This is a genomic window from Victivallis sp. Marseille-Q1083 (assembly GCF_903645315.1).
Classification (GTDB): Bacteria; Verrucomicrobiota; Lentisphaeria; order Victivallales; family Victivallaceae; genus UMGS1518.
Map to the genome: position 1 here is coordinate 1283952 of NZ_CAHJXL010000001.1, position 18843 is coordinate 1302794.

The following is an 18843-nucleotide window of genomic DNA, read 5'->3' on the forward strand; positions in this document are numbered from 1 at the left end:
GGAACAACCCAGGGGATAACATACAAAAAGGCCGGACGGGAAATCCGTCCGGCCGATCATGCCATCCCAACTCACTGATAAGTCGGGAACGATGGGATACTGGTCTGGACCTGATCGTCCGGGAAATAGGCCGAGCCATCCGGATTGACCAGCTTGCAGGTCAGGAAGATCAGCAAATTGGTCTTCTTGCCGGAAGAACCTTTCGACTGGAAGAAGCGTCCGATCAACGGCACATCGCCCAGGATCGGAATCTTGTCATCGATCGTCGTAACTTCATCTTTGATGATACCGCCGAGCGCAACCGTCTCGCCGTCCTTGATCGAAATCAGCGTATCGATCAACCGCTCCGCCACGACCGGCTCCCGCAACAGATTGAGGACCGGGAAATTATCATCTCCGGACTCTTCGTAGTCGAAAGTCGTCCAACCGACGAAAGTACGCACCGTCGGTTTGACCCGCAGCGTGATCAACTTGCGGGCGATATCCACTTCCGGCGTCACCAGCATCTGAATACCGAACTGCTCCGCCTCATCGAAGACCGGCACCGGACTGATGTAGGTGTAAGTATTCATCGAATTGTTGTTGTTATCGTTGGTATTGCTGTCGCTGGTACTGAACGACGCCTCGTCATACTCGTCCGGGAAATACATTTCTTTGACCATCCGGATCAGCGCGGGCTGACCATTCAGCGTCAGGATGCGCGGTGAAAAGAGCATGTCCTCCGAATTCAACTGATTCAAAGCCCGGACCGAGAAAGAAAAATCAAATCCGTTGACGCTGCGGTTATAGGTGAAGATATCGTCGCTTTCCGGATCGAGACTGTTCAGCGTATTGTCATTCTCATCGAATTCCAATTTGCCGTCCCGATTGCCGACCGTATTATAACCAATCAGTTCTCCTTCTTCATCATAGATCGGAGTCGTGGATACCGGATTGTTGGCAATCGCATAATTGAAGCCGAGCTCCTGCAAATCGTTCTGCGTCACTTCGACAAATTTCGCCTGAATTTCCACCATCGGTTCCTTGATCGACAGATCGGTTTGAATGATCCGGTCGATCTTCTGCAGGTTCTCCCGGGTGTTGGTGACAATCAAGCGGCTGATGCGCTGGTCGAAAACAATACGGGACCCCAGCGGGAAGGTTACGCCGTAACCTTTGAAAAATTCCGCCAGCACCGGGCCGACTTCACCGTCGCCGTAGGAAATCAACACTTCACGGTTCAGCGGGAAGATCTGCGTTTCCATCTCATCGAGGGCATAGTCCTCGGAGGCGATTACCACCGAATATTTCTCCACCCGGTATTTCAAGTTCAACGTCTGGCACAGCACTTTGATCGCTTCGCCGAGGCTCTTGTCATTCAAGACGAAATTGACCGACGGATATTCCGGTTCTTCCGGTTCGACCGCCATCGGGTTATAGGCATACGAATCGTAATTCGCCGCATCCCCATAGCCGCCCTGGCCCATCGTCCCCATGCCTCCCTGCATACCGGGGCCATAGCCGCCCGGGCCCATCGCACCCATGCCTCCTTGCATGCCGGGACCATAGCCGCCCGGGCCCATCGCGCCCATGCCCGGCTGCATGCCGGGATTCATGCCGCCCGGATTCATGCCCGGCATACCGGGAGTATAACCGCCAGGGCCGCTCGGACTCATGCCCGGCTGCATACCGGGATTCATGCCCGGCGGATATTGGCCCATCCCCGGCCGCATCATGCCGCCCGGGCCCATCATCATGCCGTTCTGATTGGCGTCCTGCGCCGCCTTCGCCATTTTTTCCATCTGCTGGCGCAAATGATGTTTCTGCAAATCGAACATCAGGAAAATATTGATGCCCTTGCCTTCCGGGTCATTTTCCTTGCTCAATTCGACGATATACCGGATGGCGGCCGGCAATTTCAAATCTTCGCAATTGACTTCCGGAATGATGATGTTGTCCAGCTTCTGCTGGAGCGTCATCTCGCCGTCGGGCGTTTTGAAAATCGGCGCTTCGATCAACGTTCCACCGTCGAAATTGGTCAACGAATCCAACGGCGTCACCCCGTTCCAGGTCGCTTCCGCAATCATCTCTTTGTGAACGATGCCATAACGCCGGTCGGCAGCTTTGGCCAGCAGCAAATTGCAGGCGCCCAAACCGGTCGTCGCTTCCGTATTGTAGACGTCGATCCGCAGTACCCGCTCATAAGCATCGCGGGCCCGGGCATATTCTTTTGCCTGAAAAAGTTTATTGGCCCGCGCCAACTCAATGCCGATGGTGTATTCACGATTTTCCTTGTCCGGAATCAAATCGGCTTCTTTCACCTCGGTGCGCCGGGCAACGGCCGCTTTCTCTTTTTCATACTGAGCGATCTTCGCATCCATCTTGGCTTTGCTGGCCGGGTAAACCTCGGCCGCCTTTTTGCACAGCTCGATGGCTTTGTCGTAATCTTCCGCCAATGACAGCTCTTCCGCCTGGTCGGCGATATTCTCAGACATATAGAAATAAGACTGGGCAATCTGATCGCGGCAATCACTCAATTTCTTTTTGAAAAGAGTGGAACCGCCGTCGCTGAGCTCCCGCAAGATTTTCACCGCCTCAAGATACTGGTCAATCGCCGCCTGGTAATCTCCCTTGCGAAACGCCTCATGACCAGCACGCATGAAGCTGTCGGCGTTGGCCGCCAGCTCCTCCTTGTCGATGACCGTCGTACTGATCTGCCGATTGATGTCCTCGACGACATCCTCCTGCGCCTGCGCTCCCGTCGGCGCAAACAATGCCGCACAACAACAAGAAAGTACAGACACTTTCAAATAATTGTTATCTATTCTAAATACCATTATTAGCCTCCGGCATGTGATGTGTTAACGATATAAATCCGGCAATCCGGGTTGAATGTTACGACGAATCGGCATGCCTTCGGCATTGATCAAGCGAGCCGTAACGAACACCAGCAGATTCCGCCGTTCCGTCATCGTCATCTGGCTGCTGAAGAAGCGGCCGAAGAAAGGCACATCGCCCAGAACCGGCCAGCGGTCATCGCGCGCCATATTCCGGTCATCGATCATACCGCCGAGTACAATGGTTTCCCCATCATAGACACGGACGTTGGTTTCCAGATCGCGAATCGTAAATTCCGGCATCCACAAATTGAATTGCTTCTTATAATACGGAATCGCCTGGCTCCGCCAATCCGTAACCACCGTGCCACCATTGGAAACGCCCAGATAACCGGCTTCCATCGTCACCAGGTAATTGGAATTGTCGTGACCGACATAGGCGATGACGCTCGGACGCAGGTAAAGAGAAATCGTATAATTGTCCGGATTGACGACCGCTTTCACATAGAACTTGATACCGGTATCCTGTGACTCAAGATCCGGCACCGGCTCGGTGATCACGATCGTCGAATCATCCACATCCAGCTCCGGCGTATCCCAGTCGATCGGGAAATACTGCGACTCCACCAGTTCGATTGCGCCGACATCCCCGCTGGTCACCACCAGTTTCGGGGAGGACAGCACCTCCGCCCGTGAATTCTGGGCGATCGCATTGACCGACAACGACAAATTCACATTGGAATCGTTGCCAAACAGCGATTCACCGAAGTTCGGGAATATTTTCAAATTATTGATCACTCTATAACTGGATGGAGAAGAACCGGAGGCGTTGGCGCCATCTCCTTTGCTGTAATGCCGCAACGGATTGTTCGGATTGCTGATATCCCAGGTCGAATCCGGATTTAAGTTCGTATCGCTCGCATACAGACTCCAATCGAATCCCAGCTCATTCAAGTCCGTCATCGTCAATTCCACCAGCTTCGCTTCAATCTGAATCATCGGAATGTCGATGGCATCCAACTGCTGGAGCAGATCTTCCAGTTTATTCAGGTTTTCAATCGTATTGGTCACGACGATCTTGTTGGACGGACGGCTGTAATTGATGGATGCGCCCAGCGGGAAATCGACGCCGCGGGCCGTAAAGTACATCGCCAACCGCGCCGGCGTCGCCTCACGGCGCCAGACATTGTCGCCACCCAGCGTATAGCTCGTATCGCTGCTGTTGGAATTGTTGCTCGAACCGCTGGAACCGCGGCTGCTGCCGCTCGAACCACGGCTGGAACCGCGGCTGGAACCGCCGCCGCGGCTGCTGCCTGAACCACTGCTCGAACCACGGCTCGAACCACTGCCGCGGCTGCTGCCTGAACCACTGCTCGAACCACTGCCGCTATTATTATCGCGGTCGCTCGCCCCCCAGGATTCACCGGTCGTTCCCAGAATATGCGCCGCACCGACACCGATGATACCGCCGCGAATGTAATCGCCGCCCACCGCGGAGTCATTATCGCCATTGTTGGAACCGCTCCGGTTCCCGCCGCCGCCGCCAGTACCGCCGCCGGTGCCGTCTCCCATCTGCGCCTGAGGCTCCAATCCCACCTGGAAGGACATACCCGGCATCGTCGAATTGATGCCATTGTCAGTCCCGCCGCCGCCGGCACCGCCGCGTCCGCTGCCGCCAGTCACCCCGCCGCCGACGCCCCCCAAACCGCCGCCCTGCTGCCCGCCGGGCCCGCCGGTTCCACCGGTTCCCGGCATTCCGGGCATCCCAGTCATGCCGCCCTGCTGGCCGCCGGCACCGGTCATGCCTGGCATGCCGCCCATGCCCGGACCGGTCATTCCCTGTCTGCCGCCCTGCATGCCCATGGCGCCCATACTGCCGGGACCTCCCATCGCATTGTTCTGCTGCATCTGAGGATATTTTTGGGGATCGTAACCATAAATCCAGCCGTATTGACCGAGCGCCTTCCCGCGCCCGCTCTCATACGGCGTATCATATTCGGCAATGTCGTTGATGATCGACGCCCGGATCGGGAACGATACCGTCTTCATCTCGCTGACATTGGAACCGATCAACACCGAATTATCGGTAATCTGATATTTTAAGCCGGTCTGCTTGCACAGATAACGAATCACTTCCAAGAGCGGCATATCCGTCGCCGAAAATGTAAACGGCTTCAAATCCGCCGCTTCTTCACCGGAAATCGCCGAAACGACGTTGACGCCCTTGCCATCCGGGGAATAACGCGCACTGTTCCGGTCCAGGGACCGGATGACATCGATCGGATTTTCCTCTTCGAAGTCGATATCCTTGAATACGATATCTTCCAGGCGTTTCCGCATTCCGGAATCGTTCTCTTCTTTTTCCATCGCCCGGCCGAGGACATTTTTCTGCTCCGAAGGTGTGTTCTCCGGGGTAATCCATTCCCAGGCATTGTAAGCCAATTGGCCGTAAATGTTGGCAGTCTGCCGTTCTTTGGCGCGTTGATACAGCGTATCGGCATTGCGCTTGGCCATCTCGATTGCCGGCTCATACAACGGGTTGATGATGAAGATTTCCTCCAGCTTTGCCCGCACTTCCTCATAACGTCCGCCCTTGAACAGGATCTGGGCTTCGCGGAACAAAAGATCCACCTTCTCCCGCTCGTCCTGCAACGTCGGCGCCGCTTCCTCCAGGGAAGTCATCTTTTCCTTTTCCAACGCCAGAATTCTCCGGCGGGCCATATCCACCACTGCGGCAACCTCGTCCTTGACGCGCGGATCGATCAGTTCCGCTTCATTGGCAGTATTGATCGCATCGGTGAACTTTTCGTCGGCCATCTGCTTGCGGGCGTCGGCCAGCACGGCATTGGCATGCTGCCCGATCACCTCACTGCGCCGCTTGTTCACTTCGGCCAGACGGCGTTCCGCCGCCAGTCCCTTCAAACCGGAAAGTTTCTTCTGGATTTCCGCAAACGTCGCATCGGCTTCCGCATATTGACCGGCTTTGACCAACTCTTCCGCCTGAGCCAAAGCAACATCAATCGCCTCAATCTCCTTGCTGCGCTCTTCCTTCACCTGATCGATCGCATCGCGCACTTCACCGTCCGTTTCCAGCGCTACGCATCCGGTCGCAGTCAAGTAACATGCCAGCCAAAATGAACAGGATTTTCTCGGCAACCCCAATATTCCCAGTCCTTTCATGCTCTTTTACCTTATGGTTATTGTTTCAAGACAATTTTTATTCTTTAGTTGCGTTATTTCCAATTGAATCGCCGGCATTCACCGGCGCGGCATCGTGGTTGTCGGCATGACATTCGGCATCCGATTGTTCATGTTGTTCATACGCTGCTGATAATACTGGTAATTACCCAGCCGGTAGCGTTCCGGAATCTGGATCGCCGTCGAAATCGCACCGCTCTTCGACTCGTCCGTCTTATTCAACAATTCAACCCGTTCCGAAGCCAGATCGACCGCCGTCACTTCGAACTCTTCCACGCCGGAACGCTGAGTCCCCATCTTGAACGTATCGCCGACCACCACTTCGTACTTGACGGCCGGAATGCTGATATCCCGGACCACCGCTTTGGCCGTCGGCATATCGGTCACTTCGTTGACCACCATTTCCAGTCGAATGCGGTTGTCGTCATCCTGGCCTTCGAGCCAAACCCGGGAAGCATCCTTTTGCTGCTGCTGGCCGTCGACCTCCACCGTTTCGGTGCGAAGCTCGGCATCCACCAGCTTATAGCGCTTGCGGTCGACGGTGAAAACATCACCGATCCGACGATAGGGGCCGCCGGAACGACCGGTACCGATCTGGAACTCCCAGGTCGAACGGTCGGCGCCTTCGGCGTTGATCTTACGCAGGGTCGCGCCGAACGGAATCGCGTTGATTTCGGCGATATACAGCCGGTTGATATACGGCGGATGATCCTTCGGATCAAGCATATTGGTTTTCATCAGATATTCATAATTGTTGGAAAAGCCGTCATAATCGTAATCGGCAATGCCATCGAGCGGATTGTTCGGATCCAGATTATTCCGCAATTCAAAAGAGTTCGGCATGCCATCGCCGTCAGCATCGGCGCCGATCGCCACATTGAGGTCGGAGAAGTCATTGACCGGAGTCGGCAGTTCGCCACCGCAGAACGGGCAGCTGTGCACCTCTTCGAAGTAATAAATCGGCACGAAATAACGGCAATGCGGACAACGTCCGCTGATCACCGGCACCAGCAGGTCGCTGAACAGAGCGGAAACTTTCCCGCCGTCGCGCGATCTGGACTCCTTCCAGGCCAAACCTTCCGTCATCACCTTGTCGGTTTTGAATTCATCGCCGTTGAAATTCAACGATTCGTAATCCTGCCGGCCGGGCGGAATTTCCAAATCCTTTTCCGTAATATCATTGGTGGAATTGATGACGTTGAACAGATAAAGCGACGAAAAAACGAACACCAGCAGTAACACCGCCAGAATGATTTTTTCATAATGTTTCTGTAGAAAATTCAAAATCAGACCTCCCGTTGGCTGTTACTTGAGCTCTTCTTCGGCATTGTAGACGACGTATTCGACGGCAATCATGGCCCGCACCCGGCGATTGCCGCCGATCATCGGCATACCATAATTCTTACGCTTGTCGAAAGCCAATCCCTCTTCGAAGCGATTCTCCGGCAACAAATTCATCCAGTAGACGATCCGTTCTTCCCACATGGCGTCCTTGTTCGAATTGCCGCCGCCCGGCATCCCGCCACCCATCATCGACGGCATTCCGCCGCCCGTCGGACCGGTGCCGCGGCTGTTTCTCGCCGGACGCTCGCTCAGGCCGCTCCGAACCGGCGCGTTCGTGGAGGTTCTCGACATCGGATCGCCGCTGCCACGCCGGGTCGGCGTCGCGTTCGGCATCGTCATCGGCATTCTATTGTTGCCCTGCGTCGTCAGCATCGGATTCTCCCGGAGACGCAGTTCCTGGTCACGCAAACGCAACGTCGCATCGATAATCCCCTGGACATCATCATCGATTTTTTCCATATTCATATGACGGACAATATACATCCGGTTGTCCTTGTAGGCGTCGTGGAGAACCTCCGCCAGCCGCCGCATGCTTTCCATGCTGCCGGTAACATCGAATTCGAAACGATAGTAAGTGTAATCCGACTCGGTATTGCCGAGCAGATCGGTGTTGTAAAAATAATCCAGCGAGTCAATTCCCGTCCCGGCAAGACGGCGCCCCAAGTCGCCGATAATCTCAACGATGCGGGCTTTCTGCCCCAACTCCTCAGCCGGATCGACCGGTTCAATCCCCAGGCCGCCAAAACCCATGCCGGCGGCACCGCCGCGAGTCGCAGTCGTTCCGCCGCCGGTCGCGCCGCCGCCGGCCCCCATCGGCCCCATCGCTCCCATGCCCATCGGGCCGCTCATCATACTGCCGGAACCGCTCAAACTGGCCGGCTCGGCAATTTCAAACGTATCGGCGCCGTACGCCAAGCCAATTTCCTTTTCATCGAACAATCTGGAAAGCTCACTGCGGATCGCCATCGAGTGGACATCGAACTCCGTACTGCTGCCGTTGAAGCCGCGCAATACGCCGATCGCCGCCATAAAAATGTCATCGACATTGCCTTCGGTGATTTTTTCAACCGTCGCCGCCTGGGCGATAGTTTTGAACTTCTCCATCGCTTTGTCCCACTGCTCCACCGTCCACTTCATCTTCGGAGCGGCATTCGAATCCACCGACTCGCCATCCTCTTCTTCTTCCACTTCCCAGCCGCCGGAAGTTTTGAACTGACGGAAGATATGGACCCCCGGACTGCCGGCTTCCCGTTTTTCCGACCACAGTTCGCGGAACTTGGCAGTAAACTCATCCAGGTCAACGCCCAGCTCCTTGGCAAACGCATCCAAAGCGGGCTGATACGGATGCCCGAAATAGTGCTGCATCCGGGTAACCTTATCTTCGAAAACTTCGGTATCCTTCTCAATCAATTCAAGATTTTCCGGCACCGGCGAAGGATGCTGCTTATTCAAATCCCCAATCTGGTTGCGCAACCGCACCAATTGATTGAATGCATTCCGATAACCGGCATGTTCGATCAATGCCAAGACCAGCAAGACAAGAGCAACCACCCCGGAAATCGACAGGAAGACCACAAAGGAAATGTTCTTTTTCAAAAATCTTTTCATAAGGCACTCACTGTTTAATCGGCTCTTTCAGTTTGATCTTCACTTTGAATGCGGTCACATTGTTCGAACCGGCATCCGCCTGCAAGTGCTCATACTTGAATGATTCGTTTTCGGAATCAAACAGAGCGGATTGCTGAACCCTTTCCCGGAAAATATCCTCCGGCAAAACGGTCGCCTTGTCCATCACCAGGCTGTGTCCATAAAGCACGATCCATTCATAATCCGGCAGGCTTTCGGCCAGACCCATGCCCAGGCCGCCTATTGACGAAGCGGAAGACATTCCGCCGCCGGGTCCGCCGGCCGGGCCGCCAGTCGCTCCGCCGGCCATCGGCCCCATCATTCCGGCGCCCGGCATGCCCATACCCATACCGCCGAGGCTTAAATTCATTTCCTCCGGCGCACCTTCAATGGTGGTAAACCACATATAATCCGGCGTAATCCGCTGCAATTCATTCAGGATGGCAAACCACTGGCCACGCTGCTTCAAAATTTCCAGCGCATCCTTATAAGCGGTTTCCGCCTTCTGCAATTTGCCGGTCGCCTCACGAACTTCCGCAACCCGCTTCTCCGTCTCCTCCACCTTGCTCGCGGTCAACTCCACCCGGCGCATATCGTATCCTTTCCGGGCCGAAATCAACCAGTAGAACACGATTAAACAGAAAATCGCCGAAATCGCACTGGCGTACAGATACGGCTTCTTTTTCTGCAAAATTTCATGGCGCTTGATCGACAACGGCATCAGGGAAATTTGAATCGGACAATCCTGGCAATGCCGCAATCCCAGGCCGACCAGCTCGGGAAACAGCGGAGCCACTTCCCGCAATTTCTCCTTGTCGATCTCCTCAGTGATGCCGACCACCGGGAAAACATTCAAATATTCCACCGGAATACGCAGTTTCTCGCAGAAGAAATGCGGCGCATACTGGATGATCGAACTGCCGCCGGACAGCAACATGCGCACCGGCTTGTTACCATCGTACTGGGAACGCCATTGATTGATCGAACGGTTGATTTCACCATGCAGCCGCGTCATGACGTTACGGGCGATCTTCGAAATCGTCGCCGCCGTTTCGGAATCCGGGTCCTCATAGGCACCGCCCAGCGCGATAAAACAGTGGCGGCGCTTCAACGCCTCGGCATCGGAAAAGCCGATGTTGAATTCCTTGGCAATCTGCTGCGTGATCGTATCGCCGGCAATTGGAATGGTCCGGACGTAAATACGGGTTTGGTCGAAAAAGACCAGACAGGAACAGCGCCCGCCGATATTCAACACCATATCGCAACCCTCGCTGCCAACGTTGTTGGCCTTGGCGGCGTTGTAGATGGCGGTCGGCGCCATTTCGATGGAAAGAATATCCTTGCCGGAATCCTGAATCACATCGGCAATGCCGGAAACCAAGTCGGCCTTGACCGCGACGAACAATGCTTCCAGTTCATCCTGGTCGGCATCGTATTCATTGGGCGTCGCCGCCTCGCCTTCGTCCTGCACCTGATGGTTGCGGTTGCCGGAATGACGAATCAACTGATACGACCAGACCACCTCATCCATCGGATAAGGCACCGTCTGTTTCGCTTCAAATTCAATGATCTGTACGACCTGCGCCTGATTCTCGGTAAGAGGCGGCAATTTGCTCAAACGGGAAAAAGCATGCTGTCCGGATATCGTAACCCGCACCTGCTTCGATTTGAACTTATGCTCGGCCAGCATCCGACGGTAAGCGCTGAGGAAACGATCCATGAAGTCCGTCTCGCCAATGCTTTCATCATATTCGCTGATCGCATATTTGTTTAATACCAGTCCGCCAGAGGGTGGCACAACGAATTCAGCCATTTTCAGACTGTCGCCGCCAACGTCAATCGCTAAAATTGTGTTTTCCTTAGCCATTTCAAAGTCTTAGTTGAATGTTGACATTTCTATTCTTTGATCAGCTCATACGAGTCGTATTGGATATATTCCCGCGGCGTTTGGTCAGAGAAAACATTCCCCCCTGCATAAAGCAATTCCCTCTTCGCCGAGCCTGCTCATCTCCTGGAAAACAAAACAAAGACCACCGCTCCCCGGCCGCTGCCGAAAACTGCCGTCCTGCATTGTATCGTGCCGTTTGCGGCACTCGAATAAATACGACACCTGCCTCGATCCCCTGCATCGCACAGGCTGTAAACGTGTATTTGCGACCAATATTTTGATTGGAAACGACAGAGAGTTTGCCGAGTTGAACCAACTCATTGCCACAATGAACTGTTTTTCCCATCAGGCCCTCTGTTTTCATTTCCCGGATCAACCAACTAATCTAACGGCTTATTATACCACGCCTTTTTTCACTTTGCAAATTGCAAAAAAACAACAAATTCCAGCCGCCGGACATTTCCGTTTCCTACGGATTCGCCGGAACGGTCTCCGGCGCCGCCTCGGGAGTGACTTCCGGAACTTCCGCCGCCGGGGTTTCGACCGCCGGCACCGCCTTGCCGTCCATTTTTTCCAGCGCCTGATTCACCGTCGCCGATTGATACTGGCTGTCGCCCCGACTGACCAGCACCGCCAACAACAAAGTCAGCCCGAAAAAGATCGTCGTCATCACCACCGTCATCTTGGTCAGATGACTGCCGGCCTGCGCGCCGAACACCGACTCGCCCAGTCCGCCGCCGAACGCCGCCCCCAGCCCGCCCTGCTTGGACGGCTGCACCAGCACCAACGCAATCAAAAGCAGCGAGACGATCACCACTGCCGCATAAAGCATTACCGTTAACACCACCATACTAACCCAAACCTCCAATGTATGAGAACACAATTATCAATCATACATATACCGCTGTCAACGGAAAATTCAAACAAAATTTCGTTGACAGCGGCAACTAATCCTGAATTTTATCTCACACTCGGGACGGACGAAATCGTCCAAAATAATATAAAATAATTATTTACAAGCAGATAAAGCATTCTTAATCAAACTGGCGAAACTGTCGGCTTTCAGCGCGGCCCCGCCGATCAAACCGCCATCGATGTTCTGCTGCGCCACCAATTCCCTGGCATTTTCCGCCTTCATGCTGCCGCCATACTGGATTCTGACCTTCTCGGCCACTTCATTGCCGAACATATCGCGCAATTGCTGGCGGATGTAATTGTGGGTCTCTTCCGCCATTTCCGGCGTCGCGGTCTTGCCGGTGCCGATGGCCCAGACCGGTTCATAAGCGATGACGGTTTTGGCCATATCTTCTTTGGAAATGCCGGCCAGGCCGCCTTCCAGCTGGGTAAACAGAACTTTGCCGGTGTTGCCGTTCTCCCGGTCGGCCAGCAGTTCTCCAACGCAGACGATCGGAGTCAATCCGGCCGCCAAAGCCGCTTTCAAGCGCTTGTTGACCGAGCAATCGGTTTCGCCGAAATACTGGCGGCGTTCACTGTGGCCGATGATGACATATTCCACGCCGGCTTCCTTCAGCATATCCGCCGAAATCTCACCGGTGAAAGCACCACTCTGTTCCCAATGGATATTCTGAGCGCCGACCTTGATATTCGAACCTTTCGCCGCCTCGACGACAGCGCCCAGGGTCGTGAACGGCGGACACACCACCACCTCGGCTTCCGTGCAACCGGCGACCAGCGGCTTGAGCTCTTCCACCAGCTTCCGCCCTTCCGAAGCGGTCTTGTTCATTTTCCAGTTACCGGCAATAATCACTTTTCTCGACATGACGATTCTCCTTACTATTATATTAGGAATACCGACGACGGAATTTTTATCCCGCCGTCATTTTTTGGAATGAACAGGAAAATAGCACTTCTTCGCTTCTTTTGCAATTTCACAGTGTAATTTTTCAATTCAGATAGCCGCATTCGACTGTTTTCTGCCAACCAGAGTCCTCAAACGGCGTCGACCATTCCGGCGAGGATTTCGAAATTTTTGTTGCGGAGAGGATTTGCATATCCGCCAAACCGCACTATAGTATGAACCTGTACTGAATGGTGGTTGTAGCTCAGTTGGTTAGAGCGCCTGGTTGTGGCCCAGGAGGTCGCCGGTTCAAGTCCGGTCTACCACCCCATTTTCCCCTGGCTATCAGAATGTTACGCGTAAAAGGGAAATTTTTCGTTTTACGCGAAGCCGTTTTGTACGACTTTTGTGCGACTGTCAGGAGAAGTAGCAGCGACTGTCCTCCAAGTCAAATCAAAACGAACCGTAAAGGTTCACGACGGAGGTTGCTATGAGTGTTGTCATCCGGGGCAGAAAGTTTCACTACCGTTTCCAGCTTCGACGCAAGGAGTATTCCGGCCCCTGCGAGGGTTGCGACGTTCCATCTGACGCCCAAACGAGAGAGATCAATGCGATCCGCAAAAAAGCTCTTGAAATCGAATCCGCCGAAAAATCCCGTCCCGCCCAAGAGGCACAGGAACAAATAGAACTGGAACGGGATGTCCGCAAAAGCAAGAGCGTTCAGGCTCTTGTGGAAAATTACAAATATGAGCTTACCGGCGGCAAACCGATCACTTTGTGTGAAGCCTGGATTTCGCCAGAAAAGAATTGAATCTCACATCCGACGAATCACTGAAAGTCTATTTCCAGGAGGAAGGAATCTTCGGACGCATGTCCAAGTGCGACTATACCAGTTCAGAGAATGTAGTTTATCCGCTTCTGTTCTATTTCTTGCACATTTGGGGGCAAAGAAATTGAAGAGCAAGCATAGGAAGCGGGTACCTTCTTCCGAAAAGGTATGGTAAAATAGAGATAACGAACAACGATTTTATCTTCAGGAGATAGAAAAAAAATGAATATTGAAATTCGTAGACTTACACCTGACCTCGCGGAGGATTATGTCCGCTTCTTTGACGCGACGCCCCATAATGTCAACACCGACGGCGGTAAATGCTATTGTGTAACATGGCGCAGTGATAATTCTTATGTTGGCAACGGCGACCACTGGTTTCCCTCTTGTGAGGAAAGAAGGGAGCGTGCCATTCAATTTGTCAGGGCAGGTAGCCTGCAGGGCTATCTCGCTTATTGCGGGGATGAAATCGTGGGCTGGTGCAACGCAAACGAGAATTGTCAACTCTGTATTAATTATTTGCGTTCTTATTGGCCCATAGACGAATATCATGCAGACATTAAAATAAAATCCGTATTCTGTTTTGTGATCGCACCGGAGATGCAAAGAAAGGGCATAGCCACGCAATTGCTGGAACGTGTCTGCAAAGACGCGGCCAACGATGGTTTTGACTTTGTCGAGGCTTACGTCGACAAGATACTCAATGATACAGACGAAGATTTCAGAGGGCATCTGGCGATGTATGAAAAATGCGGCTTTACCAAATCCGCTGAACGAGAAGGCAGAGTAGTTGTAAGAAAAGCATTGAAATAATAACCAGATATGCTTTGCTGCCACAAAAGCATAGTGTAGCTATACTCTTACAACATGAATCGTCACGGAGTAGACGCTTGAAAGGGCTTATATTGTGCGGCTTTATACGTGCGGAAATGATAGGGTGCGTGATTTGTGATATTATTCACCTACGGGGAAAGATGGGGAGATTCTGAAATGTCACAGTTGCAAAAGATGTCGTGTATGGCTATTGTGTTGATATGCCTCTGTTCCGCAACGGGCAGTCATGGAAAAACGGTTACGATTCCGGTCAAGGCTGTCGGCGTCGCCGATATCGGCGGACTGGGTAAGGAATCGGAACTGGAATGGCCGATGAAACAGGAAGACCTGTTCAGCCACCCATGCCGGTATTTGCCGAGGCAACCACCATTTATGTGGAAATGAACGACACGAAACTGGCAATCGGACAAGCCAAACAGGCGGCCGGCCTCACTCCGGCCAACGATGAAAAGCCACCGGAAGTGACGCTCAGCGCCTCAACGGATGGCGACCGCTGGTCGCATGCCCGGTCGCCGGAATTTGTTGTTTTTTTTGCAATTTGCAAAGTGAAAAAAGGCGTGGTCTAATAAGTTGCTAGATTAGTTGGTTGATCCGGTGAATTTATGCCCAAGGGCTTTTGAACGCATTGAATCATCGGTTCGAGCCGATCACCACGCTGGAATTACGCGTGGTCGTCGATCAGATCCGCAGCTTGAACAAAAGCATTGAAGAGTTGAACCAGGCAATCGATGCCCACAACAGTAAAATGGATGGCTTCGACAATCTGAAGTCCCTCAAGAGAATCGGTTCGAAAGGCGCGGCAATCCTGCTGTCGACGATCGGCAATGTTCAGGATTTCCGGTCGGCAAAGCAATTGGCCGCTTATATCGGGATCATGCGCGAGATTCGTCGTCGAACGCGGGGGGCGGCTGTTTTCCGGGCGGCAACTCGGCATTGATACTGGTCGGCGCCAGATTGCGGCATATTTATTCCAGTATATGGACATCAAAAAACTCTTTGAGAGGGACGCGGAGCAAATATCCCGAAGAGTATGATTCATAGACATTATTTCAATGAAAAATCCTGGGTAATCCTCAGCTGGAGTAATTTGATATCGTCGGTAAATTCTGTTGATTGTGTTGAAAATTATTGAATTACAGTAATACAGCTTTACAGGAATTCAGAGAAAAAGCTGGTTGGTTTTCGACAGTCTAAAAGCCTCTGGACCGCCATCTCCGGCAGGCCAGAGGTCAAATCAGGGAATGCCAGCCGTTTTCCCCGCAAGTTCCGCCTGATTGGCCATACGCCAATGGCGTGAAGCCGGCGGTTTTTCCGGTGATGCACTTATAGACGGCATGACCGGATTTCTCTTCAATGCGAAGACGACCGTCTGTGTTACTGTTCGGCACTGACCGCGAAAAGATAGAACGGATACCTTTTCTCGCCGGCGCGCACCTCCAGCGTCCGGATTTCCTGGTCCGGATAGGGGTTGTCGAAGATCATGCACCACATCCGGCAGATGTCGCCGAACTCCGACCGCCACTCCAGTGCATTGCCCGGCTTCAGATACTTCGAATAATCCTCATCCGGTCGTTCAATGTCGCGGCGGAAACGAACCGGAAGCTCAACACTGCTGCCATCGGCATAGCAAACCCGGTAATAGGCAATATTACCGTTATAATCCCATTTTTTTTCCGGATCGCGGAAAAAATGCAGGAAATAGAGCTTTTTGGCCTTGACGTTCAGTTGAATGCCTTCCACTGCCGCCGGGAAATCCGGGTTGCTCTTCGACTGCAGCGCCACCGCCGCCAACCGGCCGTCGCGTTTGGCCAGCTCGAACTTCACCGTGCCGGTGTCGCCGGAGTGGTCAACCAGCCGGTCGATGTCCAGCGGATCTTCGAGCAGGAACGGCAGGCTGTCCGGCCGCAGCTCCAGGTTGGCGACATTGGAAAGATCGAATTTGATGCCCGAAGCGTGTTTGTTTTCCGGTTCGGCGAACATCTGGTCGTACAGCGCCCTGCCGGCCGAAGTTCCGGCCGGGAATCCCTTTGCAACATTCCACATCCAGCAGGCGGCGTCGATGTACTGGGCGATCTGCTGAAAGTTTTTCTCCTCCATCACATAGCTGTTGGTATAACCGGCCCAGGTCGTCGCCATCATGCCGAGCGCCTTCTTTTCCGCCGCCAGTCTGGTGAAGTTGGCGATATTCTGCGGTTCGTACCAGGTGCAGCCGAGCAGCTTGAAGCCTTCATCCGCCATCCGGACGAAATCGCCCGACCAATCAAGTGCCCTGGTATAATCCCAATAGCACATGATGATGTCCTTCGGCAGTTGATCGCGTACCCCGGCCAGTCCGAAAATACTGTCGCCGTCCGCCGAGTTTTTTATGAACATATCCTGCCACATCATCGTGCCGATGCCGCGTTCCTTCAGATAGTTGTAATAGAACATGATGTCGTCCATGACCAGCTTCTGGCCGCCGATCGCCTTATTCTCCTCGCGGTACGGGAACGGCGCGCCCAGCGTCACTTCGTCGTGGCCGATGTGCACGTAGGCCGGGTGGTTATAAACATTGATGATCTCCTCGAGAATCGCCGTCATCAGCTCATAGGTGCGCGGGTTGGAAACATTGTAGGCGTATGGCCAGCTCGGGAATTCCGCCAGGTCGAGATTCTGGCCGTTGGCGAACAACCATTGGCAGTGGCCGAGCGTCTGGAACAGCGGGTAAACGTCGATGAAGTTGTCGTTGGCCAGCGCGATCAATTTGCGCAGGTCGTCCTTGCTGATCGCCCACGGCTGATGAATGTTCTTCGTCGCATCCCAGGCGGCATACTCCGTTTCGATGATGATCGTGTTGTAACGCAGCGGCGCCAGCAGTTCGGTGATCTGCCTGCCGTGGTAATCCAGCGAACCGTTGTCCACCATCATCAGCATGCTGCGGAAGTCGAAATCCGGCCAGTCGGTCACTTCGACGCCGTCGAAACCCTGGCTGTTGCGGTAGCTGCGCAGGCTCTGCAGCCCGTAGAACGCTCCCCGCGCCGTCCGCGACACGATGGTGATGCCGTCCGCGCCGATTTTCAGACTGTAACCTTCCGGCTGTTCCGGCGCGGTAACGCCGTCGACTTCCCGGTCGGTGACTTCAATCGTGATGTTTTTACCGAATTCGGCAGCGTCCTCCGCCATCGTCACCGGCAGCACAAAATCGTTCAGCAGCAACTTTTCGGCGGCGCGTTTCAAGCGGCCGGCGTCCTGCTCCGAGGCCGCGCCGGGGCGCACCACCACTTTATCCATGCCGCCGACGATGTACGGCGTTTCGGTCCGCTCCAACCGCTGCGGCGCCGGCAGCACCGGCGGCGCCGGCTGGTAACCGCTCACCAGGTTGGCTTCCGGCACTTTTCGGACCTCCTTGGACAATTCCGGCAGCGGGGCTGCAATCCCGAACCCATCGACGTAATCGAATTTCAGCTCCAATTGATGCTCGAAGCGCCGCTCTCCCCCGCCGAATGTTGAGAATGTGCCGATCCATATCCCCGGCCAAACCCTATCGGACGGACCGAACCCGACGCCGCGGTAATCTATTACACTGAACGGCTGGCCTTTTTTCAAGGTCAGCGCCAGCTTGCCGGCTTTGCCGTCGATGACGAACTCGGTCAGGTTTTCGCCGATCGGCTCGGTGCCGGTCCCGTCGAAACGGACGCTGATCCGGCCGGAACCGCTCCGGCCGTCGGCTGATTTCCAATGGTATTGGCTGCCGTTGATCAGCACCTGCGGCAAAAACAACATCGAATATTCGATCTTGCCCGGTTCGTCGCCGGGCGCTTCGCCGTCCAGCGTGATCGTCACCGTGTCGTCATGCACCACCGCCGAATAATCGTTCAATTTGAAATTCGGCATCTCCTGCGTCTGAATCATCCGCGCGTAGGCGTCGCCTTCCGGCGATACGCCGTTTTCAAAACGGGTCGGCGCCGTCACCGTGTAAAACCAGTGTTTCGGCCGTCCTTCGTTCCCATTTTCTTTCACTACAAACCGCGAAAACATCGAAATTTCACCGAAATTGCCGATCTGCAGCCCGCGGTTGCTCATCGAGACGCCGATTTCCCCGGCCCCCAGCCAGGAGGTCCAGCCACTCAAAACCAATAATAACAGCCTGTTAAACATCATCACTCCTTGGTTTGAAATATTTTTTCAATGACTGAATAACATAACCGATATGGCCAGCCGCATCAGCCTGACGAAGAGAAATTGTTGCCTCTTTCCGTTTCGGATATGGATTCTGCTGCCGCCAACCGTAAATTACTTTGGAATCACCGAAAACTCCCAGCCAATGAGCCGGAAATTTCTGCAACTCCGGACGCCGTTTGTAAAACAGTACCGGGTCCAGCACGGATCTCCAACTCGTCCAGCCAACGGCTTACCTCAGCGGATTCCGCGCCCCAGCTCATCTGCCAAACGGGAAATCCTTCCGCCGCCAGTCCACTCACTCCGGCGAAACGTCTTTTAAAACAACCTTATTCAGCCGAACGGAATATCC

At 53.9% G+C, this 18843-nt stretch carries 13 protein-coding genes, 1 tRNA gene and 2 pseudogenes; 6 read left to right on the forward strand and 10 right to left on the reverse strand.

The features are described 5' to 3' along the window. Positions 1-71: 71 nt before the first annotated feature. The 8 genes from HWX74_RS05040 to tpiA all read right to left on the reverse strand — a co-directional run bounded on the left by HWX74_RS05040 (position 72) and on the right by tpiA (position 12652). Positions 72-2783 (reverse strand): hypothetical protein, encoded by a 2712-nt coding sequence (locus HWX74_RS05040; protein ID WP_176012509.1) that lies wholly within the window; start codon positions 2781-2783, stop codon positions 72-74. A 57-nt stretch (positions 2784-2840) separates the two neighbouring features. After that, a complete protein-coding gene (locus HWX74_RS05045; protein ID WP_176012510.1) occupies positions 2841-5933 on the reverse strand; it encodes a hypothetical protein in 3093 nt (1030 codons plus the stop codon). Positions 5934-6074: 141 nt separating this feature from the next. Beyond that, on the reverse strand, positions 6075-7298 hold the full coding sequence (locus tag HWX74_RS05050; RefSeq protein WP_176012511.1) for an Amuc_1099 family pilus-like system protein: 1224 nt from the start codon (positions 7296-7298) through the stop codon (positions 6075-6077). A 21-nt stretch (positions 7299-7319) separates the two neighbouring features. After that, positions 7320-8954, reverse strand: a complete 1635-nt coding sequence (locus HWX74_RS05055) for a hypothetical protein (protein WP_176012512.1) — start codon at positions 8952-8954, stop codon at positions 7320-7322. A gap of 19 nt (positions 8955-8973) precedes the next feature. Further along, on the reverse strand, positions 8974-10851 hold the full coding sequence (gene pilM, locus HWX74_RS05060) for a pilus assembly protein PilM (RefSeq protein WP_303048086.1): 1878 nt from the start codon (positions 10849-10851) through the stop codon (positions 8974-8976). A 40-nt stretch (positions 10852-10891) separates the two neighbouring features. Continuing rightward, positions 10892-11236: a hypothetical protein gene (locus tag HWX74_RS05065; protein WP_176012514.1), complete on the reverse strand. Its 345-nt coding sequence runs from the start codon at positions 11234-11236 to the stop codon at positions 10892-10894. A 105-nt stretch (positions 11237-11341) separates the two neighbouring features. Further along, positions 11342-11722, reverse strand: coding sequence for a preprotein translocase subunit SecG (gene secG, locus HWX74_RS05070; RefSeq protein WP_176012515.1), 381 nt, complete (start codon positions 11720-11722; stop codon positions 11342-11344). 159 nt (positions 11723-11881) lie between these two features. Further along, on the reverse strand, positions 11882-12652 hold the full coding sequence (gene tpiA / locus HWX74_RS05075) for a triose-phosphate isomerase (RefSeq protein ID WP_176012516.1): 771 nt from the start codon (positions 12650-12652) through the stop codon (positions 11882-11884). A 272-nt stretch (positions 12653-12924) separates the two neighbouring features. Between tpiA and HWX74_RS05080 the strand changes: the two genes are divergently transcribed. From HWX74_RS05080 to HWX74_RS20625, 6 genes and pseudogenes are all read left to right on the forward strand, one after another. Next, a tRNA-His gene (locus tag HWX74_RS05080) sits at positions 12925-13001 on the forward strand. 159 nt (positions 13002-13160) lie between these two features. Then, the gene (locus tag HWX74_RS05085) at positions 13161-13481 is read left to right on the forward strand and encodes a hypothetical protein (RefSeq protein WP_176012517.1); all 321 of its coding nucleotides are present in this window, start codon (positions 13161-13163) and stop codon (positions 13479-13481) included. A gap of 240 nt (positions 13482-13721) precedes the next feature. Then, positions 13722-14312, forward strand: a complete 591-nt coding sequence (locus tag HWX74_RS05090; RefSeq protein ID WP_176012518.1) for a GNAT family N-acetyltransferase — start codon at positions 13722-13724, stop codon at positions 14310-14312. 326 nt (positions 14313-14638) lie between these two features. After that, entirely contained in the window at positions 14639-14899 is a 261-nt protein-coding gene (locus HWX74_RS05095; protein ID WP_176012519.1) for a hypothetical protein, read from the forward strand. A gap of 179 nt (positions 14900-15078) precedes the next feature. Further along, a pseudogene (locus tag HWX74_RS20165) lies at positions 15079-15153 on the forward strand (hypothetical protein); the annotation flags it as partial. A gap of 51 nt (positions 15154-15204) precedes the next feature. After that, positions 15205-15374 (forward strand): annotated as a pseudogene (locus HWX74_RS20625) (IS256 family transposase); the annotation flags it as partial. Between the two features lie 333 nt (positions 15375-15707). On the opposite strand, the gene HWX74_RS05105 reads toward HWX74_RS20625, so the two are convergent. Next, positions 15708-18470, reverse strand: a complete 2763-nt coding sequence (locus HWX74_RS05105) for a glycoside hydrolase family 20 zincin-like fold domain-containing protein (protein ID WP_217704853.1) — start codon at positions 18468-18470, stop codon at positions 15708-15710. Then, positions 18463-18696 (reverse strand): hypothetical protein, encoded by a 234-nt coding sequence (locus tag HWX74_RS05110; RefSeq protein ID WP_176012522.1) that lies wholly within the window; start codon positions 18694-18696, stop codon positions 18463-18465. The genes HWX74_RS05105 and HWX74_RS05110 overlap by 8 nt, the downstream gene beginning before the upstream one ends. Positions 18697-18843: the final 147 nt, after the last annotated feature.